Origin of the sequence: uncultured Aquabacterium sp., from assembly GCF_947366995.1 — a bacterium.
Classification (GTDB): domain Bacteria; phylum Pseudomonadota; class Gammaproteobacteria; order Burkholderiales; family Burkholderiaceae_C; genus Aquabacterium.
Map to the genome: position 1 here is coordinate 1 of NZ_CANBCC010000067.1, position 21829 is coordinate 21829.

Sequence of the window (21829 nt, forward strand, 5' to 3'; positions counted from 1 at the left end):
CAGAGCCGTCGGACTTGACGCGAACCTTCACGTTGTAGTCCACAACCCGCTTGACTGGAACCAGAGCCTTCATGCGTTGTTCTCCTGCGCAATGAGGAAGTTGATCAAAAAGCCGCGCCTCTAAAAAAGCACGATCGTTCGATTCTAGCGCGACTTCGACAGCTCGCAACTGCAATCGTGAATGCCGATGAGGGAAAATCTCCCCTGTTTGCCGGCGCGCCCCGTGCACCGGTCACATTCGACACCCATTACACGATGCCTGATCGCCTCTCTGACCCCTCTTTGTCTCCCATTGGTGGTGTACGCATCGGGGTCTTTGACTCGGGCGTGGGGGGGTTGTCGGTGCTGCGGGCGCTGCGGGAGCGGATGCCCGAGGCCGAGTTGCTGTACGTGGCGGACTCGGGGTACGCGCCGTATGGCGAGAAGACGGACGCGTTCGTGGTCGAGCGGTCGCTGGCGATTGCCCGTTTCCTGCTGGAACAAGGTGCGGACCTGCTGGTGGTAGCTTGCAACACGGCCACGGCCGCGGCGGTTCATGCGTTGCGTGAAGCGCACCCCTCCCTGCCCATCGTCGGCATCGAGCCGGGGCTGAAACCGGCGGTGGCGCTGTCGGCACGGGGGCGGGTCGGCGTGATGGCCACCACCGGCACGCTGCGCAGTGCGCGGTTCAGGCAACTGGTGGAGCGGCACGGCGGGCAGGCCCAGGTGCACTTGCAGCCCTGCCCGGGCCTTGCCGCAGCCATCGAGACAGGCGATCTGGACACGCCGGCCCTGCGCGAACTGGTGGAGACCTTTTGCGCGCCCTTGCGCGCGGCCGAGGTAGACACCGTGGTGCTCGGCTGCACGCACTATCCCTTTGTGGCGCCGCTGATCGCACAGGCGATGGGCCCCGCGGTGACGCTGGTGGACACCTCGGAAGCGGTGGCGCGACAGACGGTGCGTCTGGCCACTGCTCGGCTGGCAGGTCGCACGCCCTCCCCGCACACCTCTCCGCTTGCGGGCGGCATGCGGCTGTGGAGCAGTGGCGACCCAGACCGGCTCAGCAGCACGGTGCACCGATGGCTGGGACTGGAAGCGCAAGCCAGCCGGCTGCCCTGAAGCAGCCGCCGGCCGGTCGTCATCAGATCAGCGGCGTCTGATTCTGCTCGTCCAGGAGGCCCTTGAACGGATCGGATGCCAGGCCGGTGTCCGACACGCTCGCCATCGTCACCGGTGCGGCGGAGATGACCTCTGCAGACGTCGAGCTGGCGTCTTCCGGCACTTCGAGGACGGGATCGGACGGGCTGAGCAGCACATCTGACACCTCAAGCGCCGCGAGCTGCTGGCTGGCATCGGTGGAGACCGTGGACGCAGCGTCACGGGCAAACCACACGTCAGCCATCTCGTGGGTCGAGCCGTCCACGGTGGTGTAGGTCGACACCAGACCCAGCAGGTTGCCGTTGTCCATCTCGGTGCCGGTCTGCGCCTGCAGATCCAGCGACAGGATGCCGAGGTCGGCCAGCGAGCGCAGCTCTCCGGTATCCGTCACGCCATCCTGGTTGGCGTCGACCCAGACTTGCAGGTTGGCGAAAGCAGTGTCCGTCTGGGACAGCACGCCGTCCTGGTTGGCGTCGAGCGCGGCAAGTGCGGCATAGCCGTTGCCCGCGCGCTCGCCGTTGCCCAGACGGGTGGCTCCGCCGAACAGCTCGCTGCCGTTGTTGATGATGCCGTCGCCATTGACGTCCATCACGAGCAACCCGTCCTGCGCCGACGCCCAGCCCACTCGGCTCGCGTTGCCGGTCGCATTGAGGTCGAACATCACACCGGCCGAGCTGGAAACCGTCGTCACACCGTTGCCGTCCAGGTCAAGGACGATGGGGGTGGCCGCGATCATGGCGTCGAGCTGGGCGCCCGACATGGCGGCCAGATCCTCCGCCTCGAAGGCGTTGATCTGATTCATCGACATCGCCCGGATGTCGGCCGTCTCCAGCGCCGCCATCTGTGTCGTGGTGAAGGCCACGATCTGGTCAGTGGTCAGGGCCCCCATCTGTGCCGTGGTGAGCGCCTGGATCTCTTCGGTGCCCAATGCGGCGAACTGCTCGGTGGTCAACGCCACGATCTGCGTGGTGCGCAGCGCCGCGAACTGGGTCGTGGTGAGCGCGGTGACCTCGTCGGTCTGGATGGCTGCAATCTGCGTGGTCGACAGCGACACGATCTGGGTGGTCGTGAGCGCCGCGATCTGGTCGGTCGTCAATGCCTGGACGCCATCCGTGGTCAGGCCACGCAAGGCGGTGGTGCTCAGGCTGCCGATGTCCTGGGTTTCGAAGGCCGCAACCTGGTCCGTCGTCAGGGCCTCGACCTGGCTGCTGCTCAGGTAGCGAACCTGGGCGGTCTGCAGCGCAGCGATGTCCTCGGTGGCAATCGCGACCACCTGGTCCGTGGTCAACGCCATGACCTGAGTGCTGGCCAGCGCGCCCATTTGCTCGGTCGTCAGTGCCACGAGCTGCTCGGAAGTGAGCGCGCCGAACTGCGCGCCGCTCAGCGAGCGGATTTGCGCGGTGGTGAATGCCGCCATGTCGTCGGTCGCGATGGCGACCATCTGCGCCGTCGACAGCACCGCAATCTGGGCCGTGCTGAGCGTGGCCGTCTGCAGCGTCGTGAGCGCCTCGATCTGGCTGCTGTCGAGCACCTGGATCTGGCTGGTGCCGAGTGCACGGATCTGCGTGGTGGTCAGCGCCGCAATGTCGGTGGTTTCGATGGCGGCCACCTGCGTGGTCAGCAGCGCCGCCACCTGGGAGGTGGAGAGCGCAGCGACCTGCTCGGACTGCAGCGCCGCCACACCTTCGGTGGTCAGGCCGCGCAGCGCCGTGGTGGTGAGTGCGGTGATGTCATTGGTGGTGACGGCCGCAACCTGGTCGGTGCTCAACGCGGCCACCTGTGCGCTGTTGAACACGCGCAACTGGTTAGTGTCCAGCGCCACCATGTCGTCGGTGGACAGCGCCTTGACCTGGTCGGTCGTGAGCGACTGCACCTGCGCCGTCGTCAGGGCTGCGACATGGTCGGTGGTGAGGGCGTCGATCTGGTCGGTGGTGAATGCCCGAACTTGCGCCGTGCCGAGGGCACGCAGTTGGGTCGTGCCCAGCGCAGCCACATCTTCAGTCTGGATCGCGCGAATCTGGTCGGTCGTCAACGCGGCCACCTGCAGCGTGCCGAGTTGGGCGATCTGGTCCGTACCCAGCGCGACAATGCCGTCGGTGGTGAGGCTGCGCAGGCTCACGGTGCTGAGCGCACCGATGTCGCCGGTCTCAATGGCCGCCACCTGATCGGTGGTAAGGGCGGCCACCTGAGCGCTGCCCAGCACTCGCATCTGGTTGGTGTTCAGGGCCGCAATGCCTTCGGTGCTGAGCGCTGCGATCTGGCCGGTGCCGAGTGCGGCCAGCTGTGTGGTCAGCATGGCACCCAGCTGACTGGTGTTGAACGCCGCCACCTGGTCCGACTGCAGGGCACGCAGTTGCGCCGTGCTCAGGGCGACGAACTGGGTGGTGCCCAGTGCCGCCACATCGTCGGTGCCAAAGGACTGAACCTGGGCAGTGCTCAGGCTGGCGACCTGCGCGCTGGTGAGGGCGACCACCTGGTCGGTGCTGAGCGCAGCCACGCCGTCGGTGCTCAGGCCGCGCAGGGCGAGCGTGGTGAGGCCCACAATGTCCCCGGTTTCGATGGCAGCGAGCTGGTCTGTGGTGAGCGCCGCCACCTGCGTGCTGCTGAGCGATTGCAGTTGTGCCGAGCTCATGGCGGCCACGTCTTCCGTGCTGATCGCGGCCACCTGCGAGCCGTTCAGCGCGGCCACCTGGCTGGTGGTGAGTGCGGCAACCTGGGTGGCGTCCAGCGCCTGGACCTGCTCGGTGCCGAGCGCCTTGACCTGACCCGTGGTGAGGGCGGCAATCTGAGTGGCGCTCAGGCCAGCGAGGTCATCCGTCAGGACGGCATGGACCTGGGTGGTGGTCAGCGCAGCGATCTGGCTGGTGGTCAGCGCGCCGATCTGTTCGGAAGACAGCGCCTGCATCCCCAGTGTGGTGAGGCCGGTCACCGCGAGGGTCGTCAGCGCGCGCAGATCGGTCGTCTCGAAGGCTGCGACCTGCTCGGTCGTCAATGCAGCGAGTTGGGCACTGGCCAGCACGCGCACCTGGTCCGTGCCCAGGGCGGCGATGCCCTCGGTGGTGATGCCGGAGATCTGGCCGGTCGCGAGTGCCGCAACTTGCGCTGTGAGCAAGGCGGCCACCTGGGTGGTGTCCAGCGCAGCCAGTTGCTCGGTACTCAGTGCACGCAGCTGAGCAGAACCCAGTGCACGCAGTTGGGTGGTGGTCAGCGCCAGCACGTCGTCCGTCTCGATGGCGGCCATCTGCAACGTGCTGAGTGCCGCCACCTGGGCCGTGGACAACAGCGAGACCTGTTCGGAGGTGAGTGCCTGGATGCCGTCGGTGGTGATGGCACGCAAGGCCGAGGTACCGAGGGAGGCAATGTCGTCTGTCGCGATGGCGGCAATCTGGTCCGTCGTCATGGCAGCCATCTGAGTCGACGTGAGGGCGCGCATCTGGCTGGTGGTCAGCGCGGCCATGTCGTCGGTTTCGATGGCAGCAGCCTGCGTGGATGACAGCGAAGCGATCTGGGTGCTCGTGAGGGCGGCAACCTGGTCAGAGGTCAGGGCCGCCACGCCAAGGGTCGTCATGCCGCGCAGCGAGGCAGTGGCCAGAGCCACCAGGTCGCTCGTTTCAATGGCCGCAACCTGATCGGTCGTGAGGGCCTCGACCTGGGTGCTGCTGAGCGCGCGGAGCTGGTTGACGCCCATGGCCGCGATGTCTTCGCTGGCGATGGCGGCAACCTGCGTGGTGCTCAGCGCAGCAACCTGGGCCGATGTCATGGCACCGATCTGGTCGGTCGTGATGGCGCCGATCTGCTCGGTGCCAAGCGCACGGACCTGGGCCAAGCCCAGGCTGGCGAACTGCGTGGTGGTCAGCGCACCCAGGTCGTCTGTCTCCAGCGCGGCCACCTGGGTGGTCAGCAATGCGGCGACCTGGGTGGTGCTCAGCGCAGCAACCTGATCGGTCGTGAGCGCCTGCACGCCCAGCGTAGTGAGTCCACGCAGAGCCAGCGAGGACAGCACCACAAGGTCCTGCGTCTCGATGGCGGCGACCTGTTCGGTGGTGAGCGCGGCCACCTGCGTGCTACCCAGCACGGCCACCTGCTGCGTCTGCAGGGCTGCGATGTCTTCGGTCTGGATGGCCGCGACCTGGGTCGAGGTCAGTGCCGCAACCTGAGCGGTGGTGAGCGCACGGGCCTGTTCGGTGGTCAGTGCCATCACCTGGTCCGTGCTGAGGCTGCGCAGCTGATCAAGGCTCAACGCGCGCACCTGCACGGTGGTCAGAGCCGCCAGATCGTCCGTTTCGATCGCCGCAACCTGGGTGGTCAGCAGGCCACCGATCTGGCTCGTGGTGAGCGCAGCGGCCTGCTCGGATGTCAGGGCCTGAACGGCGCCGGTGGTCAGCCCGCGCAGGGCGGACACGGTCAGTGCGCTGATTGCCGTGGTGGACAGGGCTGCAACCTGCTCGGTATCGAGCACTGCGGTCTGCGCGCTGCTCAGGGCAGCGAGCTGGACTGTGCCCATGGCGGCCAGGTCTTCGGTTTCCAGCGCGGCAACCTGCGAGGTGTTCAAGGCAGCGACCTGCGCGGACAACATCTGTGCCGCCTGGTCGGTCGTCAGGGCCGCCACCTGATCGGTGCTCAGCGCCTGGATCTGGGCGGTGAGCAGCGAACGGAACTGCGTCGATGAGAGCGCGGCGATGTCGTCCGTCTGAATGGCCTGGACTTGCGCCGTGGTCAGGGCGGCCAGCTGGCTCGTGCCCAGGGCGGCAGCCTGCTCCGTGGTAAGGGCGACGACACCGTCGGTGGTCAGGCCCTTGATGGCCGTGACGGACAGCGCCGCCACGTCGTCGGAGCCCATCGCCGCGACCTGATCGGTGGTGAGCGCCGCGGTCTGCAGCGCGTTCAGCGCACGCACCTGATCGGTGGTGAGTGAGGCGATGTCATCGGTTTCGATGGCCGCCATCTGCGTGGTCCCGAGGGCGGCAATCTGCGTGGTCAGCAAGGCCGCGAGCTGCGCCGCCGACAGTGCCTTCACGCCATCCGTGGTGAGTCCGCGTACAGCGGTGACGCCGAGCGCCCCGATGTCGCTGGTTTCAATGGCCGCAACCTGGTCCGTGGTCAACGCCGCCACCTGGGCACTGACCAGTGCAGCCACATGGCGGGTGGCCATTGCGGCAATGGCGTCGGTCGAAATGGCCGCCACCTGAAGGGTGCTGAGCGCGGCCACCTGGGCGGTGCTCAGACCGGCCACGTGGTCGGTGCGGAGAGCGGCCACCTGCAGCGTGTCGAGCGCCTGCACCTGAGCGGTGGACAGCGCGGCAACCTGAGCGGTTTTCAGGTTGGAGATGTCATCGGTTTCCAGCGCAGCCACTTGCGCGGTCAACAGGGCAGCAACCTGCCGTGTGGCCAGGGCCAGAACTTGATCGGTGCTCAGCGCCCGCACCTGATCGGAGTTCAACGCGCGCAGAGACAGTGAGGTCAAGGCGGCGATGTCGCCGGTCTCGATGGCAGCCACCTGCTCGGTCGCCAGCGCAGCCACTTGCGTGCTGCTCAGCGCATCGATCTGGCTGCTGACGAGGGCCTGAATGCCGTCGGTGGTCAGGGCGTGAATCTGGTCTGTGCTCAGCGCCCGGACCTGCGCCGTGCTGAGCGCCTGCACCTGCGATGTGCCCAAGGCGGCCATCTGGGCGGTCTCGAAGGCGACGACCTGCGCCGTGGTGAGCGCGCGGATCTGGGTGGTCAGCAGGGCCTGAACATCCTCGGTCTCCATGGCCGCGATCTGCGCCGTCCGCAAGGCGGCCGCCTGCGCGGTGGTCAGCGCCTGGACCTGTTCGGTCGACAGGGCGCGCATGGCATCGGTGCTGAGGCCCTTGATGGCCACGGTGTTCACCGCTTGGAGATCATTGGTTTCAAGCGCCACGATCTGGTCCGTGCTCAACGCCCCGGCCTGGGCGCTGCCCAGGGCCCGGAACTGCGCCGTGCCCATGGCGGCCACCGCATCGGTACTGAGCGCGGCCACCTGGGACGACCCCAGGGCTGCGACCAGGGTGGTGTTCAGCCCGGCCACCTGCGTGGTGTCCAGCGCCGCAACCTGATCGGTGGTGAGAGCGCGGATCTGCAGCGTGCCGAGTGCATTGAGCTGAGCCGAGCCCAGCGAGGACACATCGCCCGTCTCGATCGCGGCAAGTTGAGCAGTGGTGAACGCGGCAACCTGTGCGGATGCCAGGGCTGCGATCTGGTCGGTGGTCAGCGCCTGCACGCCATCGGTCGTCAGGGCGCGGATGGCGCTCGTGCTGATGGCGGTGATGTCGCTCGTTTCAATGGCGGTCACCTGCTCCGTGGACAAGGCCGCCACCTGGGATGACGTCAGTGCACGCATCTGCGTGGTGCCCATGGCCGCGATGTCGGCGGTCTCGAAGGCTGCAACCTGCGTGGTCGTGAGCCCGGCGACCTGCGCCGTGGTCAGCACACCGGCCTGGTCTGTTGTGAGCGCAGCAATCTGATCCGCACCCAGGGCGCGGACCTGGGCCACAGTGAAAGCGCGGAGCTGGTTGGTCGTGAGCGAAGGCAGGTCATCGGTCGCGATCGCCGCGACCTGCACCGTCGACAGATTGGCCACCAGGGTGGTGTTCAGAGCGGCCAGCTGGGCACCGCTCAGTGCCTGCACCCCGTCGGTGGTGAGGCCGCGCAGCGCGATGAGGGACAGGCCCGCGATCGCATCGGTGGTAACCGCTGCAATCTGCTCGGTCTGGAAAGCCGCCACCTGCGCGCTGCCAAAGGCGCGCAGTTGCGTGCTGTTGAATGTGGCAATGTTGTCTGTCGTCAGGGCTGCGACCTGGGCGGTACCCAGCGCCGCGATCTGGGCGGTGGTGAGGCTGGATGTCTGCACCGTGGCGATCACGCTGAGCTGCTCGGTGCTCAGGGCGCGCAGTTGCGTGGTGCCCAGCACCTGCACCTGCGTCGTGGTCAACGAGGCCAGATCATCGGTGGCCATTGCACTCAGCTGGCGGGTGCTGAGGCTCGCGACCTGGCTGGTGGCCAGCGACACGATCTGGTCGGTGGTCAGCGCCTGGATGCCGTCTGTCGTGATGGCGCGCACCGACGCAGTCGCCATGGAGGACAGCGTGGTGGTCGAGATGGCTGCAACCTGGTCCGTGGTGAGCGAGGCGACCTGGGCGCTACCCAGTGCCCGCACCTGCGTCGTGCCCAGGCTGGCGATGTCCTGGGTCTCGATGGCTGCCACCTGTGTCGTGGTCAGTGCCGAGGTCTGTACGCTGGTGAGCACGCCGACGTGCTCGGTGGTGAGCGCCTCGACCTGCTGCGTTTCCAGCGCACGGATCTGCACCGAGCCCAGGCTGCGAACCTGACTGGTGGTCAGCGCTGCGACATCCTCTGTCTCGATGGCCGCCACCTGCGTGGTCGTCAGCGCTGACACCTGATTGGTGGTCAGCGCGGCCGCCTGCTCGGTCTTCAGCGCCTGAATCCCGTCCGTGGTGAGCCCGCGCACCGAAACCGTCGAGAGCGCCGCCAAGTCTTCCGTCTGCAGCGCTTCCACCTGAGTGGTGGTCAGGGCAGACACCTGGGCGCTGGACAACGCCCGCGCCTGCGTGGTTGTCAGGGCTTCGATGTCCGCGGTTTCGATGGCAGACACCTGCGTCGTGGTCAGCGCGGCCACCTGCGTCGTGGCCAGACTGGACACCTGCGTCGTGGTGAGCGCCTCGATCTGTTCGGTGCCGAGCGCGCGAACCTGTGCCGTACCCAGCGCACGCACTTGCGTGGTGGTGAAGGCCGCCACATCCTCGGTTTCCACCGCAGCAACCTGCGTCGTCGTCAGCGCGGCCACCTGGGCGGTGGTCAGGGCCGTGATCTGGCTCGTGCCGAGCGCCTGAATGCCGTCCGTGGTCAGCCCACGCACGGCTGCGGTCGCGAGCGCCGCAAGGTCACTTGTTTCCAGCGCGGCCACCTGCTCGCTGCCCAGCGCAGCCACCTGCGCGCTGCCCAGCACACGGGCCTGGGCTGTGGTCAGGGCCTGAATGTCCTCGGTCTCGATGGCGGCCATCTGCGTGGTCGTCAGCGAGACCACCTGGGCCGTGCTGAGCGCTGCCACCTGCTCGGTGGTCACCGCCTGGATCTGGTCGGTTTCCAGTGCGCGGATCTGCGTGCTGTTCAGCGCACGGACCTGGTCAGTTCGCAGCGCCGCGATGTCCTCGGTTTCAACCGCCCGGACCTGCGATGTGGTGAGGGCCGAGACCTGCGCGGTGGTCAACGCCTGCACCTGGGTCGTTGTCAGCGCCTGAATGGACTCGGTCGTGAGCGCGCGGATCTGCGCCGAACTGAGCAACCGGACCAGGTCGGTCTGCAACGCCTGGATCTGTTCGGAATTCAGTGCAGCCAGATCGGCCGTTTCGATGGCACGGACCTGCGTCGTCGTCAGCGCGGCAATCTGGTCGGTTTCAAACGCGGCCCAGTCCGTCGTTGTCAGCCTGGCGATCGTCGCGGTCGACAAGGCGGCGATCTGGGATGTGGTCAACGAGTCAATGATGGACATGAGGCCCTCGAATTCAGGACGTGAAAAAGACAACGGTGGGCCTTCCTGCGAAGCGGTCCACCTGACGTTCCCGGCAGCGTAGGCAATCCGGGTTGGCACGTTGACCGGAAAAGAAACCAGCACCACTTACATTTCTGGCGCAGGCACTTCCTTTCACCTGTTCGTCGGCATATCGGTGCCCGTTCGCCTTTCTTTAGCCGGCGCGGCATGCGCGCCAAAACAAGGGGCCGAACTGTGACCTTCTCACGGCGTTTATCGTGTGAACCGGCCGGCTCGCTTTGAACGACCATCTGCAGGTGCCTAAATGGGCACCCTTGCATGCGTCCACGAGTCCTCATGGCTGAAACCCTGTCATCCCCCCTTGCCTCCAGCGCTATGACGCTGGATCAGAACTTCCTGATCGAAGCGGTGACCTTGCAAGGTCAAGGGCAGGAGGCGGAGGCCGAACGGCGCTTCCGGCAATACCTCACAGCCCATCCCGCCGATCCGGTGGCCATTTATTCGCTGTGCGTGGTCCTGTTGCGCCGTCAGGACCTTCAGGAGGCGTTGACGCATCTGGCTCATGGCACGGAGGTCGCCCCGCACTTCGCGCCGCTGTGGGCGGCCTATGCCTCGGCCCTGCACGCCACCGGGCAACGTGATGCGGCCCTGGCTGCCTACGACCGCGCGCTGGCCCTCAAGCCTGACTACATCGAGGCACTGGTCAACAGCGGCACCCTGCTGCGTGAATCGCACCAGCACCTCGCTGCGCTCGAACGCTTCAACAAGGTGCTCGAGATCAATCCGGATTACGAAACGGCCCTCGGCAACTGCGCCATTCTGCTGACGGAGTTCAAGCGCAGCGAGCAGGCCATCGGCATGTTCCAGCGCCTGCTGCACATCAACCCGAACTACGACTACGGCCTGGGCCTGCTGTGCTATGAACGGATGCACACCTGCGACTGGACCGACTTCGACGAAGTGGTCACGCAGATCACGGATGGCGTGCGCGCGCACCGCCGTGTGTGCAAATCGCTGGGATTCATGGCCATCAACGACCAGGCGGCCGACCATCAGGCATGCGCGCGCATCTTTGCCGCCCACAAGTTTCCGGCGGCCCGCCCACTGTGGAACGGCGAGCGCTACCGTCACGATCGCATCCGCATCGCCTACGTGTCGCCAGACCTCCGCGAACACCCCGTCGGGCACCTGATGGCGGCCATCTTCGAGCAGCACGACCGGAACCGGTTTGAGACGGTGGCCATCTCGCTGGGCATCGACGACCAAAGCCGGTTGCGCCAGCGGATGCTGCGCAGCTTCGACCACTTCATCGACGCCCGAACCATGAGCAGCCCCCAGATCGCGCAACGCATGCGCGAGATGGAAATCGACATCGCCGTCGACCTGGCTGGCTACACCTCCGACTCACGCACAGAGGTGTTTGCCTTCCGGCCAGCGCCCGTGCAGGTCAATTATCTGGGCTACCCCGGCACGCTGGGCGTGGACTACATGGACTACCTGATCGCCGACCGCCACGTGATTCCCCCGAATCATCGGCAGTACTACGACGAGAAGGTGGTCTACCTGCCAGACTCCTACCTGCCCGCGGCGGGCGGCATCGAGATCGCCGAGCGCACCCCCACGCGCGCCGAGTGCGGCCTGCCCGACGAAGGCGTGGTGTTCTGCTCGTTCAACCACGACTACAAGATCGCGCCCCACGTTTTTGCCGTGTGGATGCGCCTGCTCAAGCAGGTTCCGGGCAGTGTGCTGTGGCTGATGTCCCGCAATGAGCTCTCGCAGCGTCACCTCCGGGAACACGCCCTGCAGCACGGTGTCGCACCGGATCGGCTGGTGTTCGCGCAGCGTGTGCCGCGCGTGGAAGACCACCTGGCGCGCTATCGGCAGGCTGATCTCTTCCTTGACACCCACCCCTACAACGCCCACACCACGGCGGCCGATGCGCTGATGGCGGGCCTGCCGGTGGTGACCTGCATGGGGCAGTCGTTCCCCTCCCGCGTAGCGGGCAGCCTGCTGCACACGGCCGGTCTGCCCGAACTCGCCACCGACAGCCTGGAAGGCTACGAAGCGCTCGCCCTCCACCTCGCCCGCCACCCCGAGAAACGGGCTGCGCTGCGCGCGCGCCTGAACGCCCAGCACCGCAAAGCCCCCATGTTCGACAGTGTCACCTTCTGCCGACAGCTCGAAGCGATCTACACAGGCATGTGGCGCCAGGCCCAGCTTGGCGAAGTCAGAGACGAGCTCGGAGCTTGAGCACATGGACATTCAGGAAGCGCAGGCCGCCTTCGAACGGGGCAACCTTCAGAAAACCGATCTGGTGTGTCGCGCCATGCTGGCCAAGCAACCGGACCATGCCGAGGCACGTGCGCTGCTGCAGCGGTTGATCGCTCACCTCGGCCTGGATCAGCCGGTGCACAGCCGCCCCGACGCCCACCGCTACCTGTTGATCAAGGCGTGGGGCTTCGGTTTCTGGTCGGACATGGATCACGTGCTGGGCGCGCTGCTGGTCGCCGAGCTCACGGGGCGCATTCCCCTGGTGCACTGGGGCCACAACAGCCTGTTTCGTAATCCAGAGACAGACAACGCCTTCGAGACCTTCTTCGAGCCCGTGTCGTTTGCTCAGTGGTCGCACATCACTGCGCCGGGCCTGACGTACTTCCCACCGAAATGGCATGTCGGCAACCTGGGTGAGAACAACCTCGACAAATGGGAGGGGCCCGGCTCACGCCTGACCGGGCTCTACTTCCTCAACCGCCCCGAGCAAGTGCTGGTCAGCGACTTCCACGTCAAGGTGATCGACCTCATGCCCTGGATCCCCGAAGGACACCCGCTTCACGGGCTGGACCGCTCGGCGCTCTACCGCAGACTGTTTCGTCGCCACATCCGACTCAAGCCCTCGCTGCGCCAGCACGTCGACGCGCTGTGGCAGGCTCACTTCGCGAGCGACAACTGGCTGGCCGTGCATGTTCGGGGCACCGACAAGGTGCACGAGTTCGCCAGCCTCGACGTGCTGAATGCGCAGTACCACACCAGCATCCAACGCATCCTGGACGTGAACCCCACACTGCGGATCTTCCTGCTCACGGACAGCACCGAAGTGGTCGACGACTTTCAGCGGCGCTGGGGTGCCCGCTTGCTCAGCCTTCCCTGTCAGCGCGGCAGTGGCATTCAAGGGGTGCATCTGTCCGGCCACCCCGGCGAGGAGCTCGGCCGTCAGGTCATCACCGACGCCTGGCTGGCGGCGCGCTGCGACTATTTCCTTGGCAACGGCGCATCGAACGTCTCCACCGGCATCCGCCACATCAAGGACTGGCCACAGGGCACCTACTTCCTGCTCGGCGCTGACTTCCTCGGGCAAACCGATCACTCCCTGCACAACTGGTAAGACCACGCATGCCCGCCACCGCTCCCCGGTTCCTGATCGACGGCGTCTTCTTCCAGATCGGCCGCTCCGGCATCGCCAAGGTCTGGACCCAGGTGTTCGCCCAATGGCTTGCCAGTGGCTTCGCGCACAACGTGGTGGTGGTCAACCGCCAGCGCACCCTGCCTGCCCTGCCCGGTCTGCAGACCGTGGATGCGCCCGCGTTCAACTACGAGCACGCCGAAGCCGACCGGCACATGCTTCAGTCTCTGTGCGATCAGCTCGGCATCGCCGCCTTCGCCTCCACGTATTACACGCAACCGCTGCACACGCCCACGCTGCTGCTCGTGCACGACATGATCCCTGAGGTGCTTGGCTGGGACCTGAACGAACCCATGTGGCGGCAAAAGCAACAGGCGCTGCAGCATGCGACCGCCTTTGCGGTCGTGTCGGACCACACCGCGCGCGATCTCCGTCGGCATCTCGCCTCGCCCGACCTGCCGGTCGCAAAGATCCCCAACGGTTGCGACCTGCGGCCGGCCTCACCGGAGGCCGTGATCGCATTCCGCCAGAGACACGGCCTGGTACGCCCGTACTTCATGCTGTCAGGTAGCCGTGACGACTACAAGAACGCCGCCCTCTTCTTCGACGCCTTCGCACGACTTGGCGACGCGCGCTCGCAGTACGGCATCCTGTGTACGGGCGGCGGTGAGATCGCTGCCAGGGCACGTGAGCAGATCGGCGGGGCCACGCTGCATGTCGGCATCCTGAGCGATGAAGACATGGCCCCGGCCTACAGCGGTGCCATTGCACTCGTCTACCCTTCGCTCTACGAAGGGTTTGGTCTTCCGGTGCTGGAAGCCATGGCGTGCGCGTGCCCGGTGGTGTGCACCGACGCGGCCTCACTGCCAGAAGTCGGGGGCGATGCCCCGCTGTACCTTCCGCTGGCCACACCCGAGGCCGATCGCCCGACCGCCCTGGCCAAGCATTTGCAGGCCGTACAGCAAGCATCCGTGCGCCAGCAAGCGGTCGCCCGAGGGCTCCAACAGGCGCAGCGTTTCAGCTGGCGAGCCACCGCGCACGGTCTGGCAGAAGCACTCTCTGCCATCGCACACCCTTCGGCGCATGTGCCTGCCGTGCAGCAGGCAAGCCGCCTGCATCCGGAAGACCAACTGCTCGACGTCGAAGGCCTCCACATTGCGTTGCCGGCCGATCACCTGCTGCCGCGCTATCAGCGAGAGCACCCGCTGTACGACCGCTTCCTGCCCGAGCTGGCCCGCCACCTTGCCCCGGACAGCCTGGTCATCGACGTCGGGGCCAACTGCGGTGACACCGTCGCGGCCATGTGTCGTGCGCAGCCTGCGCTCCACCATCTGTGCGTCGAGCCTGATGAAGGCTTCTACCGCTACCTTGAGCACAATGCGCGCAAGCTGCAGCAGGCGCACCCCGGGGTGCAGCTGTACCTCGTGCAAGCGCTGGTGGGACAGGCAGGTCAGCACGCCACCCTGGCAGGCGGCGGGGGCAGCAAGCACGCCACGCTGCACGCGTCGTCACAAGGCACACCAGCCAATCAGCTCGCCACCGAGAGCCTGGACGACATCGTGGCGCGCAGCGCTGGCAGCACAGAACGGGTGATCTCGCTCATCAAGTCCGATGTCGACGGGCACGATCACGACGTGCTGGCCTCGGCCACCGGGCTCATCGCCCGACATGGCCCCCTGCTTTACTTTGAATGCCAGGCCACGACCGAGAGGCAACTCGCTCAGTACAAGGCCTGCATCGACACGCTGGCCGTGCATGGCTACACCGACTTCTGGCTGTTCGACAACTACGGCAACCTGCTGCTTGAGGCCACCGCGCCCATGCTGGTGCATCAGGTGTTCGACTACATCTGGCGCCAGACCCGATCTCGAGCCACCCGCACGATGTACTACGTGGACATCCTTGCCGCCACACCAGCCCGGCGTCCGACGGCCCGGGCGGCCGTCACGGCTTATCTCGCCGCATACGAGCTCGCCTGATACGGCGGCGGCAAGCCAAGCCGCCTTGGACCTCAGGTCTGAACAAACCGCATGGCCAGTGGGTGCCCCTCACCCGCCGTCAGGCGAACCGCTCGTTGGGGCGCCCCTGCAGCGCGCACCGCCCGCAGCATGGCGGTCATGCGGTGATGCAGCATGTGCCCTTGCAGCACGAACTCGCTGCGCGCGGCCACGCCCGCCTCGCCCTGCTCGTCGAACACCGCGACCGCTTGGGCCACCGCCCGCGCCACCGTGGCGGTCTCCACGTTGTCCACCCGAACCACGCCCAGGCGTTCCTGCTCGGCGGGCGACACCACTTGATCGAAATCAGCGATCGACCGCGGCACGATGGGGACCAACCCCGCCAGCAGCGCATCGAACAACCGTGTCGACAGGTCCTGTGTCACCGGCAGGATCAGCGTGCACTTGTAGCCCGCCCACTCTGCCATGCGGGCATCACTGCCCTTCGCAAAATAGCGCGCCCGGTCATGCGAGGGCATGAGCAAGGCCGAGACAGCTGGCAGTTCGGCACGCAGGCGTGCCAGCACTTCGGTGCGCCACGAAAACGCGTACTCGACGTAGTTGAGCAGCAAGGCATCCGAGCGCGGCCGCCCCGCCTGCTGCGCCAGCAGCGCGCGCGCCTCCTGGGAAGTCCACTGTGCCGAGCAGGCGGGCACATGCATGCCGAGCGGGGCCACCATGTTCTGAAGGTAGGCGGCCTCGCTCCAGTGCGACGGAAAATACAGATCGGCAGCCAGCACGGACTTCAGGTTGTTCACCTGTGCCAGGTGGTTGTCCCACAGCCACAGCACGATCAGCATGTCGGGATTGCGGACGCGGTAGTTCATGACCCGCTCGGCCATGTCGCCACCGTGCGCGGTCAGGATCAGCACATCGATGCCCGACCAGTCCAGATCCTCGGTCGCCCGCACATACTGAAATCCCGGGAGGTTCAGCAGCCCCTCGTCGGTGTCGCCTGCAAAATAGTTCAGCAGGACCGTGGCCGGCGCGGGCTCCCAGGTCCAGCGCAGTGTGTCCTTTGCTGCCAGGGCATGCAGGCGGGCGGTCAGCGACTCGGCCCGATGCGTGGTCCACAACCCATCGCTGCGGTACGACTGGACCACGCCGTTCATCGCACTTCCCCCACGCCCAGCCAGCCCAGCAGCCCGCCACCGATCGAGCGTAGCTGTGCGCTCGCCTGGTAGCCGTCGTACAGTGCGTTCACATAGGCCACACGCAGCGCAAAATGGTCACCCTCGGCGGACATCACATCGAACAGCGAGCGCTTGCCCAGTTGCGACCACTGCTGGAAGGTCGACACCCGAACCCGTTCGCTGTCCTTGAGCACATCGACATACCGACGCGCCCGGTCGAAGGCGCTGCTGGCCAGCTCCTGAACCTCGAAAGCCCTCGCGGTCCGCGTGTTCAGACTCTCTTCGTACTGCCTGCGCGCGGCCTCTGCACGCCGTGCGGCCGCCGCGGCAGCTGATTTGTCTGCACCGGCGTTGAACAGGTTGTACGCGATCGACACACCGGCCTGCACCGCGCTGTTCGGGGCGCCCCCCAGCGAGCCTTGCGTGGCATTGGCACTCCACGTCACCTGCGGACGCAGCGCCGCATCTGCCGAAGCCGCCAGATGGCCTGCGCCGTCGGCCTGCGCGCGCATCAACTGCAGTTCGCTGCTGCGCTCGATCAGCCGGATGATCTCGCCCGTGTCCATGATCTGCGACAGCGGCCCGGACACCCCTTCGCCGAGCCCGCCCTGCTCGCCCACGTACTTCCGCAGGCGGATCTCGAGCTGGCGGCTCAGGGCCAGCGCGCTGTCGCGTGCCAGTTCGGCCTGCGCCTGGGTCTTGCGGGCTTGCACCAGTTCGCTGGCACGACCGCGGTCCACCGCAACGATTTGCTCGAGCGCATCGACGAGGCACCCCATCTTGCGGGCGTACTGCTGGTAGACGCGCGCCTGACTGCGGTAACGGTTACGTTCCAGCGTGGCAGAGAGCGCATCCAGCACCACCTGCTCCTGCGTTGACTGGGCATTGAACCGGGCGGCATCCCGCAGCTCCTGGCGATAGCGGATGACCGCCTGAGTACGCCCACCATCCCAGAGAATGCCACTGGCAGCGAGCGTCCCCGACACCTGCATGCCCGAGCGCAAGGTCGCGCCATCGAACGTGCTGCGCACGGGCCCCACGCTGCCGCCCACCGTCACCACGGGAGCCAGCGCGGCCCGGGCTTGATCTTCATCGAACCGCGCCGCCTCAGCCAGCAAGGCCGCTGCACCGGCACCAGCACTGCGGCGCACGGCCTCTCGCGCAATCAACTGCAGCTGCGTTTCGGGAGGCAGGGCGTCCACGGGGTTCGGCTCGGCGGGGCCCGCGGCCTGGCCAGACAAGGCACTGCGGGCCTTGGCCGCCCCCTTGTCCACCACCAGCCCGTTTAGCTCGTCGCCACAGGCCGCGTGCACGGTCAATGCACCGGTCAACAGCCCCCATCCGAGCAGCACACGCCACGTTTTCGGGAGTAACTTCATCGAGGGCTTCACCTTTCCCGGAATGCTTCCTGACTCTTGAGCACCGGTTTCAACAGGAACTGGAGGACAGAGCGCTCGCCGGTCCGGACTTCGACGGTGGCCGTCATGCCCGGCATCACCTGCAACGGCGCTCCCTTGGCCTTCAGAGTAGACACTTCCGACCGAATGAGAGCCCGGTAATAGCTGTTGTCTTGTGCCGCTGTTTTCGATTCATCGCCCAGCACGTCGGGGCTGATGTACTCGACGACACCTTTAAGACCGCCATAGGTGTAGTAGTCGTAGGCACTCAGCTTCACTTCAGCCGGCAGCCCCACACGCACGAAACCGATGTCGGACGGGCGGATGCGCGCCTCCACCAGCACGCGCGGGCCCATGGGAACGATCTCCATGATGGTCGCGCCCGCAGGGACCACCCCGCCCACCGTTCCGAGCTTGATGTGCTTCACCATCCCGCGCACCGGGGCATGCAGCGTCGTGCGCTGCAACACATCCTGCTTGACGATGAGCTGCTCATCCAGCTGGGCCAGCTCCGAGCGCAGGCGCATCAGCTCCGTACTGGCCTCCTGCCGGAACCGGTTGGTGCGTTCCTGCACCTGCAGTTGAAGGTCGTTGACCTGCCGACGCAGGCGCATCACCTCGACCTCAGACATCAGCCCTTTCTCAGACATGCGCTCAGCCATGAACAGCTCGCGGTTGAGCAACCCCAGGCTCCGGCGGTTGACGCCGACCGCCTCATCCAGCGATTGCCGCCGCGCCTGGTAGACCTCGGTCTCGCCCTCCACCAGCGCCGTCATCGCCATCACATCCGGCGGAAACTTCAAGGTGCGGCCTGTCGCTTCCGACTCAAGCCGGGCCACCTGGGCCTTCAACGCCAGGCGCTTGGCCACCCCTTCGTTCTGCTGCGCCTCCACTCGGGTGGGATCGAGCTGCAGCAACTCCTGTCCCTTCTCGACCAACGCCCCCTCACGCACCGACAGGCTGCGCAAGATGCCACCTTCCAGACTGGCGATGACCTGCTCTCGACCGTCGGCCACCACCTTGCCGTCCACCCGCGTGACCTCGTCCACACGCGCCACGCCAGCCCACACCAAGGCGCACACCAGCACGGCCAGCATCAAGTAAAGCGCCCACGTCGCCCGCGGCGTCGACTCGGCCATCTCGGCATCCCGCAAGCCATGCAGAAACGCCTTGTCCCCGCGGAAGAACCGCCCACTGACCCGCTCGTCTCGACGCGCCATGTCAGCCTCCTGCCGCGGCCCGCATGGGCTCCATCCGAGGCGGCTCAGCGGCACCTGGCTGAGACGCCGGGCGCGCGCCTGCATCGGCCCCCGCGGGCTTCTGCCCCGCCAACATGGCCAGCACCTGCGCCTTCGGACCATCCGCGAGGATGCGTCCGCCGTCCACCACCACCACGCGGTCGACCACATCCAGCAACGCGGGCCGGTGCGTCACGACCACGAGCGTGCGGTCGCCCACCGAATGCTTGAGGTGCCGAATGAAGCTCACCTCCGACTGCGCGTCCATCGAGCTCGTCGGCTCATCCAGCAACAGCACCCGCGGCTGTGTGACCAGGCAACGCGCCAGCGCCACCAGTTGCCGCTGCCCGCCGGACAGCAGGCTGCCGGCCTCGCCCACCGGCAGGTCGTAGCCCATCGGGTGGGCCGCCGCAATGCGATCGAGTCCGGTCAGCCGCGCCACTTCCGCAAAGTGCGCGGCGTCGGCCATCTGGCGCCCCAGCAGCACGTTGTCGCGCAAGCTGCCGTTGAACAGCCGCGGCTCCTGCGTCACGAATCCCATGTGCGCCCGGAAATCGGCCGGGTCGATTTGTCGCAGGTCGATGCCGTCCACCTCCACGAAGCCGTCGGAAGGCTGATACAGCCCGCCCAGCAAACGAAGAATCGTCGACTTCCCGCTGCCGATGCGCCCCAGCAAGGCCACCCGCTCCCCAGGCTTGATGTCGAGGCTCACCCCCTTGAGCACCAGCGGCGCATGCGCGTGCGCACCTTGCGGATAGGCAAAGCGCACCTCGTGCAAAGCCAGCTGCCCCTTGATCTCTGAACGAGAAAGGTAGCGCTTGGTCGCATCCCGCTCGGTGGGCAGGCTCATCAACTGATCCAGCGACTTCAGCGCCGCGCTGGCCGCCTGATAACGGGACGCCAGCGCCACGACACCTCCCAGCGGCGCGAGCGCACGTCCCGCAAACATCACCGCCGCGATCAGAGCGCCCCCCGTAAGCTGCCCGGCATCGATCAGGTACACGCCCCACAGCAGCATCACCACCGTGATGAGCTGCTGAGCCACCATCGTCACGTTGTTGACCCAGCTCGCTATCCAGCGGGCCTTCAACGACGATACAGCGGCCGACGACATTGCATCGTCATACCGCCGGATGAAATGCCCTTGTGCCCCGGCCGCTCGCACGTCCTCCATGCCTTCCACAGCCTCAATCAGAATGCCCTGCAGGTCGGCCTGCCGGCCCATGTTCGCGCGGGTGTGGCGCCGCAACACCCGCTGGGTCGCCATTGTCATGCCGATGAGTGCGGGCACCGCCAGCAACAAGACCAGCACCAGAGGGCCGGCGACAACCCATGTCACCGCGATGAACAGGAACACGAACGGCAGGTCGGTGAGTGCGGCAACCGTGGCCGACGTCGAAAAGTCGCGAACCACCTCAACCTGCGCCAGCCGATGCGCGAACGCACCCGCCGACTCCGGCCGATGCTCCAGGCGGATACCCATGGCCTGCCGGAATATCTGCGCGCCCAGCGCCACATCGGCCTTCTTGCCGGCCATGTCGATCAGATAACTGCGCAACTGGCGTGCGGCCAGGTCGAACGCGATCGCGACCAACACGCCAATGCCGAGTGACCACAGCGTCACGAACGCCTTGTTCGGAATGACCCGGTCATACACCACCGAAGCGAAGAGCCCGGTCAGCAGCATCAGCACGTTGCTCAACAATGCCGCCAGCATCGCAGAGCGGTAGTACGGAAAAAAGCGCCGCAATGTGCCCCAAAGCCAATGGCGCTCTTCCTGTTCTTCCTCGCTGTCTTTCGACGGCCTGGCGCGCGACCCTGGCTTCAAGGCGGCAATCAGTGTGTAGCCCGAGTACTCGGCCACAAGCTCTTCCTCGGTCGCTACACAGATCTCGTCGCCCCCACCCGGCATGATCACCTCATACCGGTCACCGCCCCGCTCGCGACGGCGGCCGGGAATGCGCCGTGTCACGATGCAGGCATCCCCATTGCGCAACAGCAGCACCACGGGCATCAGCAACGAGAGGATCTTGCCTGGTGCACGGCGCACCAGCGTCGCGCTGAAGCCGGCCTGACGCAGCACCTGCAGCGCTTGATCGGCGGTCAGGCCGCTGTCCAGCGCCTGCCCATCCAGCAGCGACTGCTCGGAGCGCATGACGCCATGGTGCCGGCACAACCACAGCACAGCTTCCAGCAACGGATCGGCTTGCCCCGGCGCACTGGCGCGCGCGTCCCCGGCGGGCTCGGGGGCCAGCTCGGGCTCGTGCAGGGACCGGTCGTGCGGGTTGTCCAAGGGGTACTCCAGCGCCAGGCAAGGAGGCGCCCCTCGATACTAGGGACAAGGCTGGCCGACTTAAGCGGCATAAGCGCGCCGAACACGCCCCAGTTCTTCGTGTGGCGGATGCAGCGCGACAGCGCAATCCCAAAGAAAAAAGGCAGCCGTTGAGGGGCTGCCTTTTGAATTGGAGCGGGAAACGAGACTCGAACTCGCGACCTCAACCTTGGCAAGGTTGCGCTCTACCAACTGAGCTATTCCCGCATGTGTTTCGCCTTGTCTGAAGCCGTTTGGCTTTCGTATCGCGTTTGGTTACTGCGATCAGCGAAGAGTTAAATTCTATACCGTTTTTCGACGTTCTGACAAGACCGGAGCCCTTATCTGATGCGCTGTCGCCTTCATGCAACCAGGCCGTCGCATCGAACACCTGTCTGTGCCTGGTGCCTGGTGCCCGGGACCGGACTCGAACCGGTACGCCGTTTTCACGGCAGGGGATTTTAAGTCCCCGGTGTCTACCATTTCACCACCCGGGCGGCAGCGTGAAGCGGTGCGTAGTGTACCCGTCAGCGGCCCACCCTCTCGGGCTCACGCACCCTGTGGCGTGAGGCAGAGCGCAAGAGCGAACAAAGCAAAAAGGGCGCTCACCGAAGTGAACGCCCTTTTGTCTTGGAGCGGGAAACGAGGCTCGAACTCGCGACCTCAACCTTGGCAAGGTTGCGCTC

General features: G+C 66.3%; 9 protein-coding genes and 2 tRNA genes. 4 read left to right on the plus strand and 7 right to left on the minus strand.

The features are described from left to right. Positions 1-255 precede the first annotated feature (255 nt). Positions 256-1098 (plus strand): glutamate racemase, encoded by an 843-nt coding sequence (murI, locus tag Q0Z44_RS14935; RefSeq protein ID WP_298014154.1) that lies wholly within the window; start codon positions 256-258, stop codon positions 1096-1098. 22 nt (positions 1099-1120) lie between these two features. Here murI and Q0Z44_RS14940 read toward each other — a convergent pair whose 3' ends face one another. Then, positions 1121-9667: a heme utilization protein gene (locus tag Q0Z44_RS14940; RefSeq protein WP_298014155.1), complete on the minus strand. Its 8547-nt coding sequence runs from the start codon at positions 9665-9667 to the stop codon at positions 1121-1123. Positions 9668-10003: 336 nt separating this feature from the next. Here Q0Z44_RS14940 and Q0Z44_RS14945 point away from each other — a divergent pair, with 336 nt between their 5' ends. From Q0Z44_RS14945 to Q0Z44_RS14955, 3 genes are read left to right on the plus strand one after another with little or no spacing between them, the layout of a single operon-like run. Continuing rightward, the gene (locus Q0Z44_RS14945) at positions 10004-11917 is read left to right on the plus strand and encodes a tetratricopeptide repeat protein (protein ID WP_298014156.1); all 1914 of its coding nucleotides are present in this window, start codon (positions 10004-10006) and stop codon (positions 11915-11917) included. Positions 11918-11921: 4 nt separating this feature from the next. Continuing rightward, positions 11922-13049: a hypothetical protein gene (locus Q0Z44_RS14950; RefSeq protein ID WP_298014158.1), complete on the plus strand. Its 1128-nt coding sequence runs from the start codon at positions 11922-11924 to the stop codon at positions 13047-13049. A gap of 8 nt (positions 13050-13057) precedes the next feature. Next, a complete protein-coding gene (locus Q0Z44_RS14955) occupies positions 13058-15046 on the plus strand; it encodes an FkbM family methyltransferase (protein ID WP_298014160.1) in 1989 nt (662 codons plus the stop codon). A 32-nt stretch (positions 15047-15078) separates the two neighbouring features. Here the strand turns inward: Q0Z44_RS14955 and Q0Z44_RS14960 are convergent, their stop codons facing one another. From Q0Z44_RS14960 to Q0Z44_RS14985, 6 genes are all read right to left on the minus strand, one after another. Then, positions 15079-16176 carry a hypothetical protein gene (locus Q0Z44_RS14960; protein ID WP_298014161.1) on the minus strand — a complete coding sequence of 366 codons (1098 nt, stop codon included), beginning with the start codon at positions 16174-16176 and terminating at the stop codon, positions 15079-15081. Beyond that, positions 16173-17576, minus strand: a complete 1404-nt coding sequence (locus Q0Z44_RS14965) for a TolC family protein (protein WP_298014163.1) — start codon at positions 17574-17576, stop codon at positions 16173-16175. Before Q0Z44_RS14965 ends, Q0Z44_RS14960 begins: the two co-directional genes overlap by 4 nt. An 8-nt stretch (positions 17577-17584) precedes the next feature. Further along, positions 17585-18814 (minus strand): HlyD family type I secretion periplasmic adaptor subunit, encoded by a 1230-nt coding sequence (locus Q0Z44_RS14970; RefSeq protein WP_298014165.1) that lies wholly within the window; start codon positions 18812-18814, stop codon positions 17585-17587. A 1-nt stretch (position 18815) separates the two neighbouring features. Then, the gene (locus Q0Z44_RS14975; protein WP_298014166.1) at positions 18816-21125 is read right to left on the minus strand and encodes a type I secretion system permease/ATPase; all 2310 of its coding nucleotides are present in this window, start codon (positions 21123-21125) and stop codon (positions 18816-18818) included. A 170-nt stretch (positions 21126-21295) separates the two neighbouring features. Continuing rightward, positions 21296-21371: transfer RNA gene (locus tag Q0Z44_RS14980), tRNA-Gly, on the minus strand. 181 nt (positions 21372-21552) lie between these two features. Then, positions 21553-21640: transfer RNA gene (locus Q0Z44_RS14985), tRNA-Leu, on the minus strand. Positions 21641-21829 lie beyond the last annotated feature (189 nt).

Coding starts and splice junctions, on each gene's coding strand:
- Q0Z44_RS14965 (WP_298014163.1), bottom strand. CDS start 17,576: ATGAAGTTACTCCCGAAAACGTGGCGTGTGCTGCTCGGATGGGGGCTG.
- murI (WP_298014154.1), top strand. CDS start 256: ATGCCTGATCGCCTCTCTGACCCCTCTTTGTCTCCCATTGGTGGTGTA.
- Q0Z44_RS14945 (WP_298014156.1), top strand. CDS start 10,004: ATGGCTGAAACCCTGTCATCCCCCCTTGCCTCCAGCGCTATGACGCTG.
- Q0Z44_RS14955 (WP_298014160.1), top strand. CDS start 13,058: ATGCCCGCCACCGCTCCCCGGTTCCTGATCGACGGCGTCTTCTTCCAG.
- Q0Z44_RS14940 (WP_298014155.1), bottom strand. CDS start 9,667: ATGTCCATCATTGACTCGTTGACCACATCCCAGATCGCCGCCTTGTCG.
- Q0Z44_RS14960 (WP_298014161.1), bottom strand. CDS start 16,176: ATGAACGGCGTGGTCCAGTCGTACCGCAGCGATGGGTTGTGGACCACG.
- Q0Z44_RS14950 (WP_298014158.1), top strand. CDS start 11,922: ATGGACATTCAGGAAGCGCAGGCCGCCTTCGAACGGGGCAACCTTCAG.
- Q0Z44_RS14970 (WP_298014165.1), bottom strand. CDS start 18,814: ATGGCGCGTCGAGACGAGCGGGTCAGTGGGCGGTTCTTCCGCGGGGAC.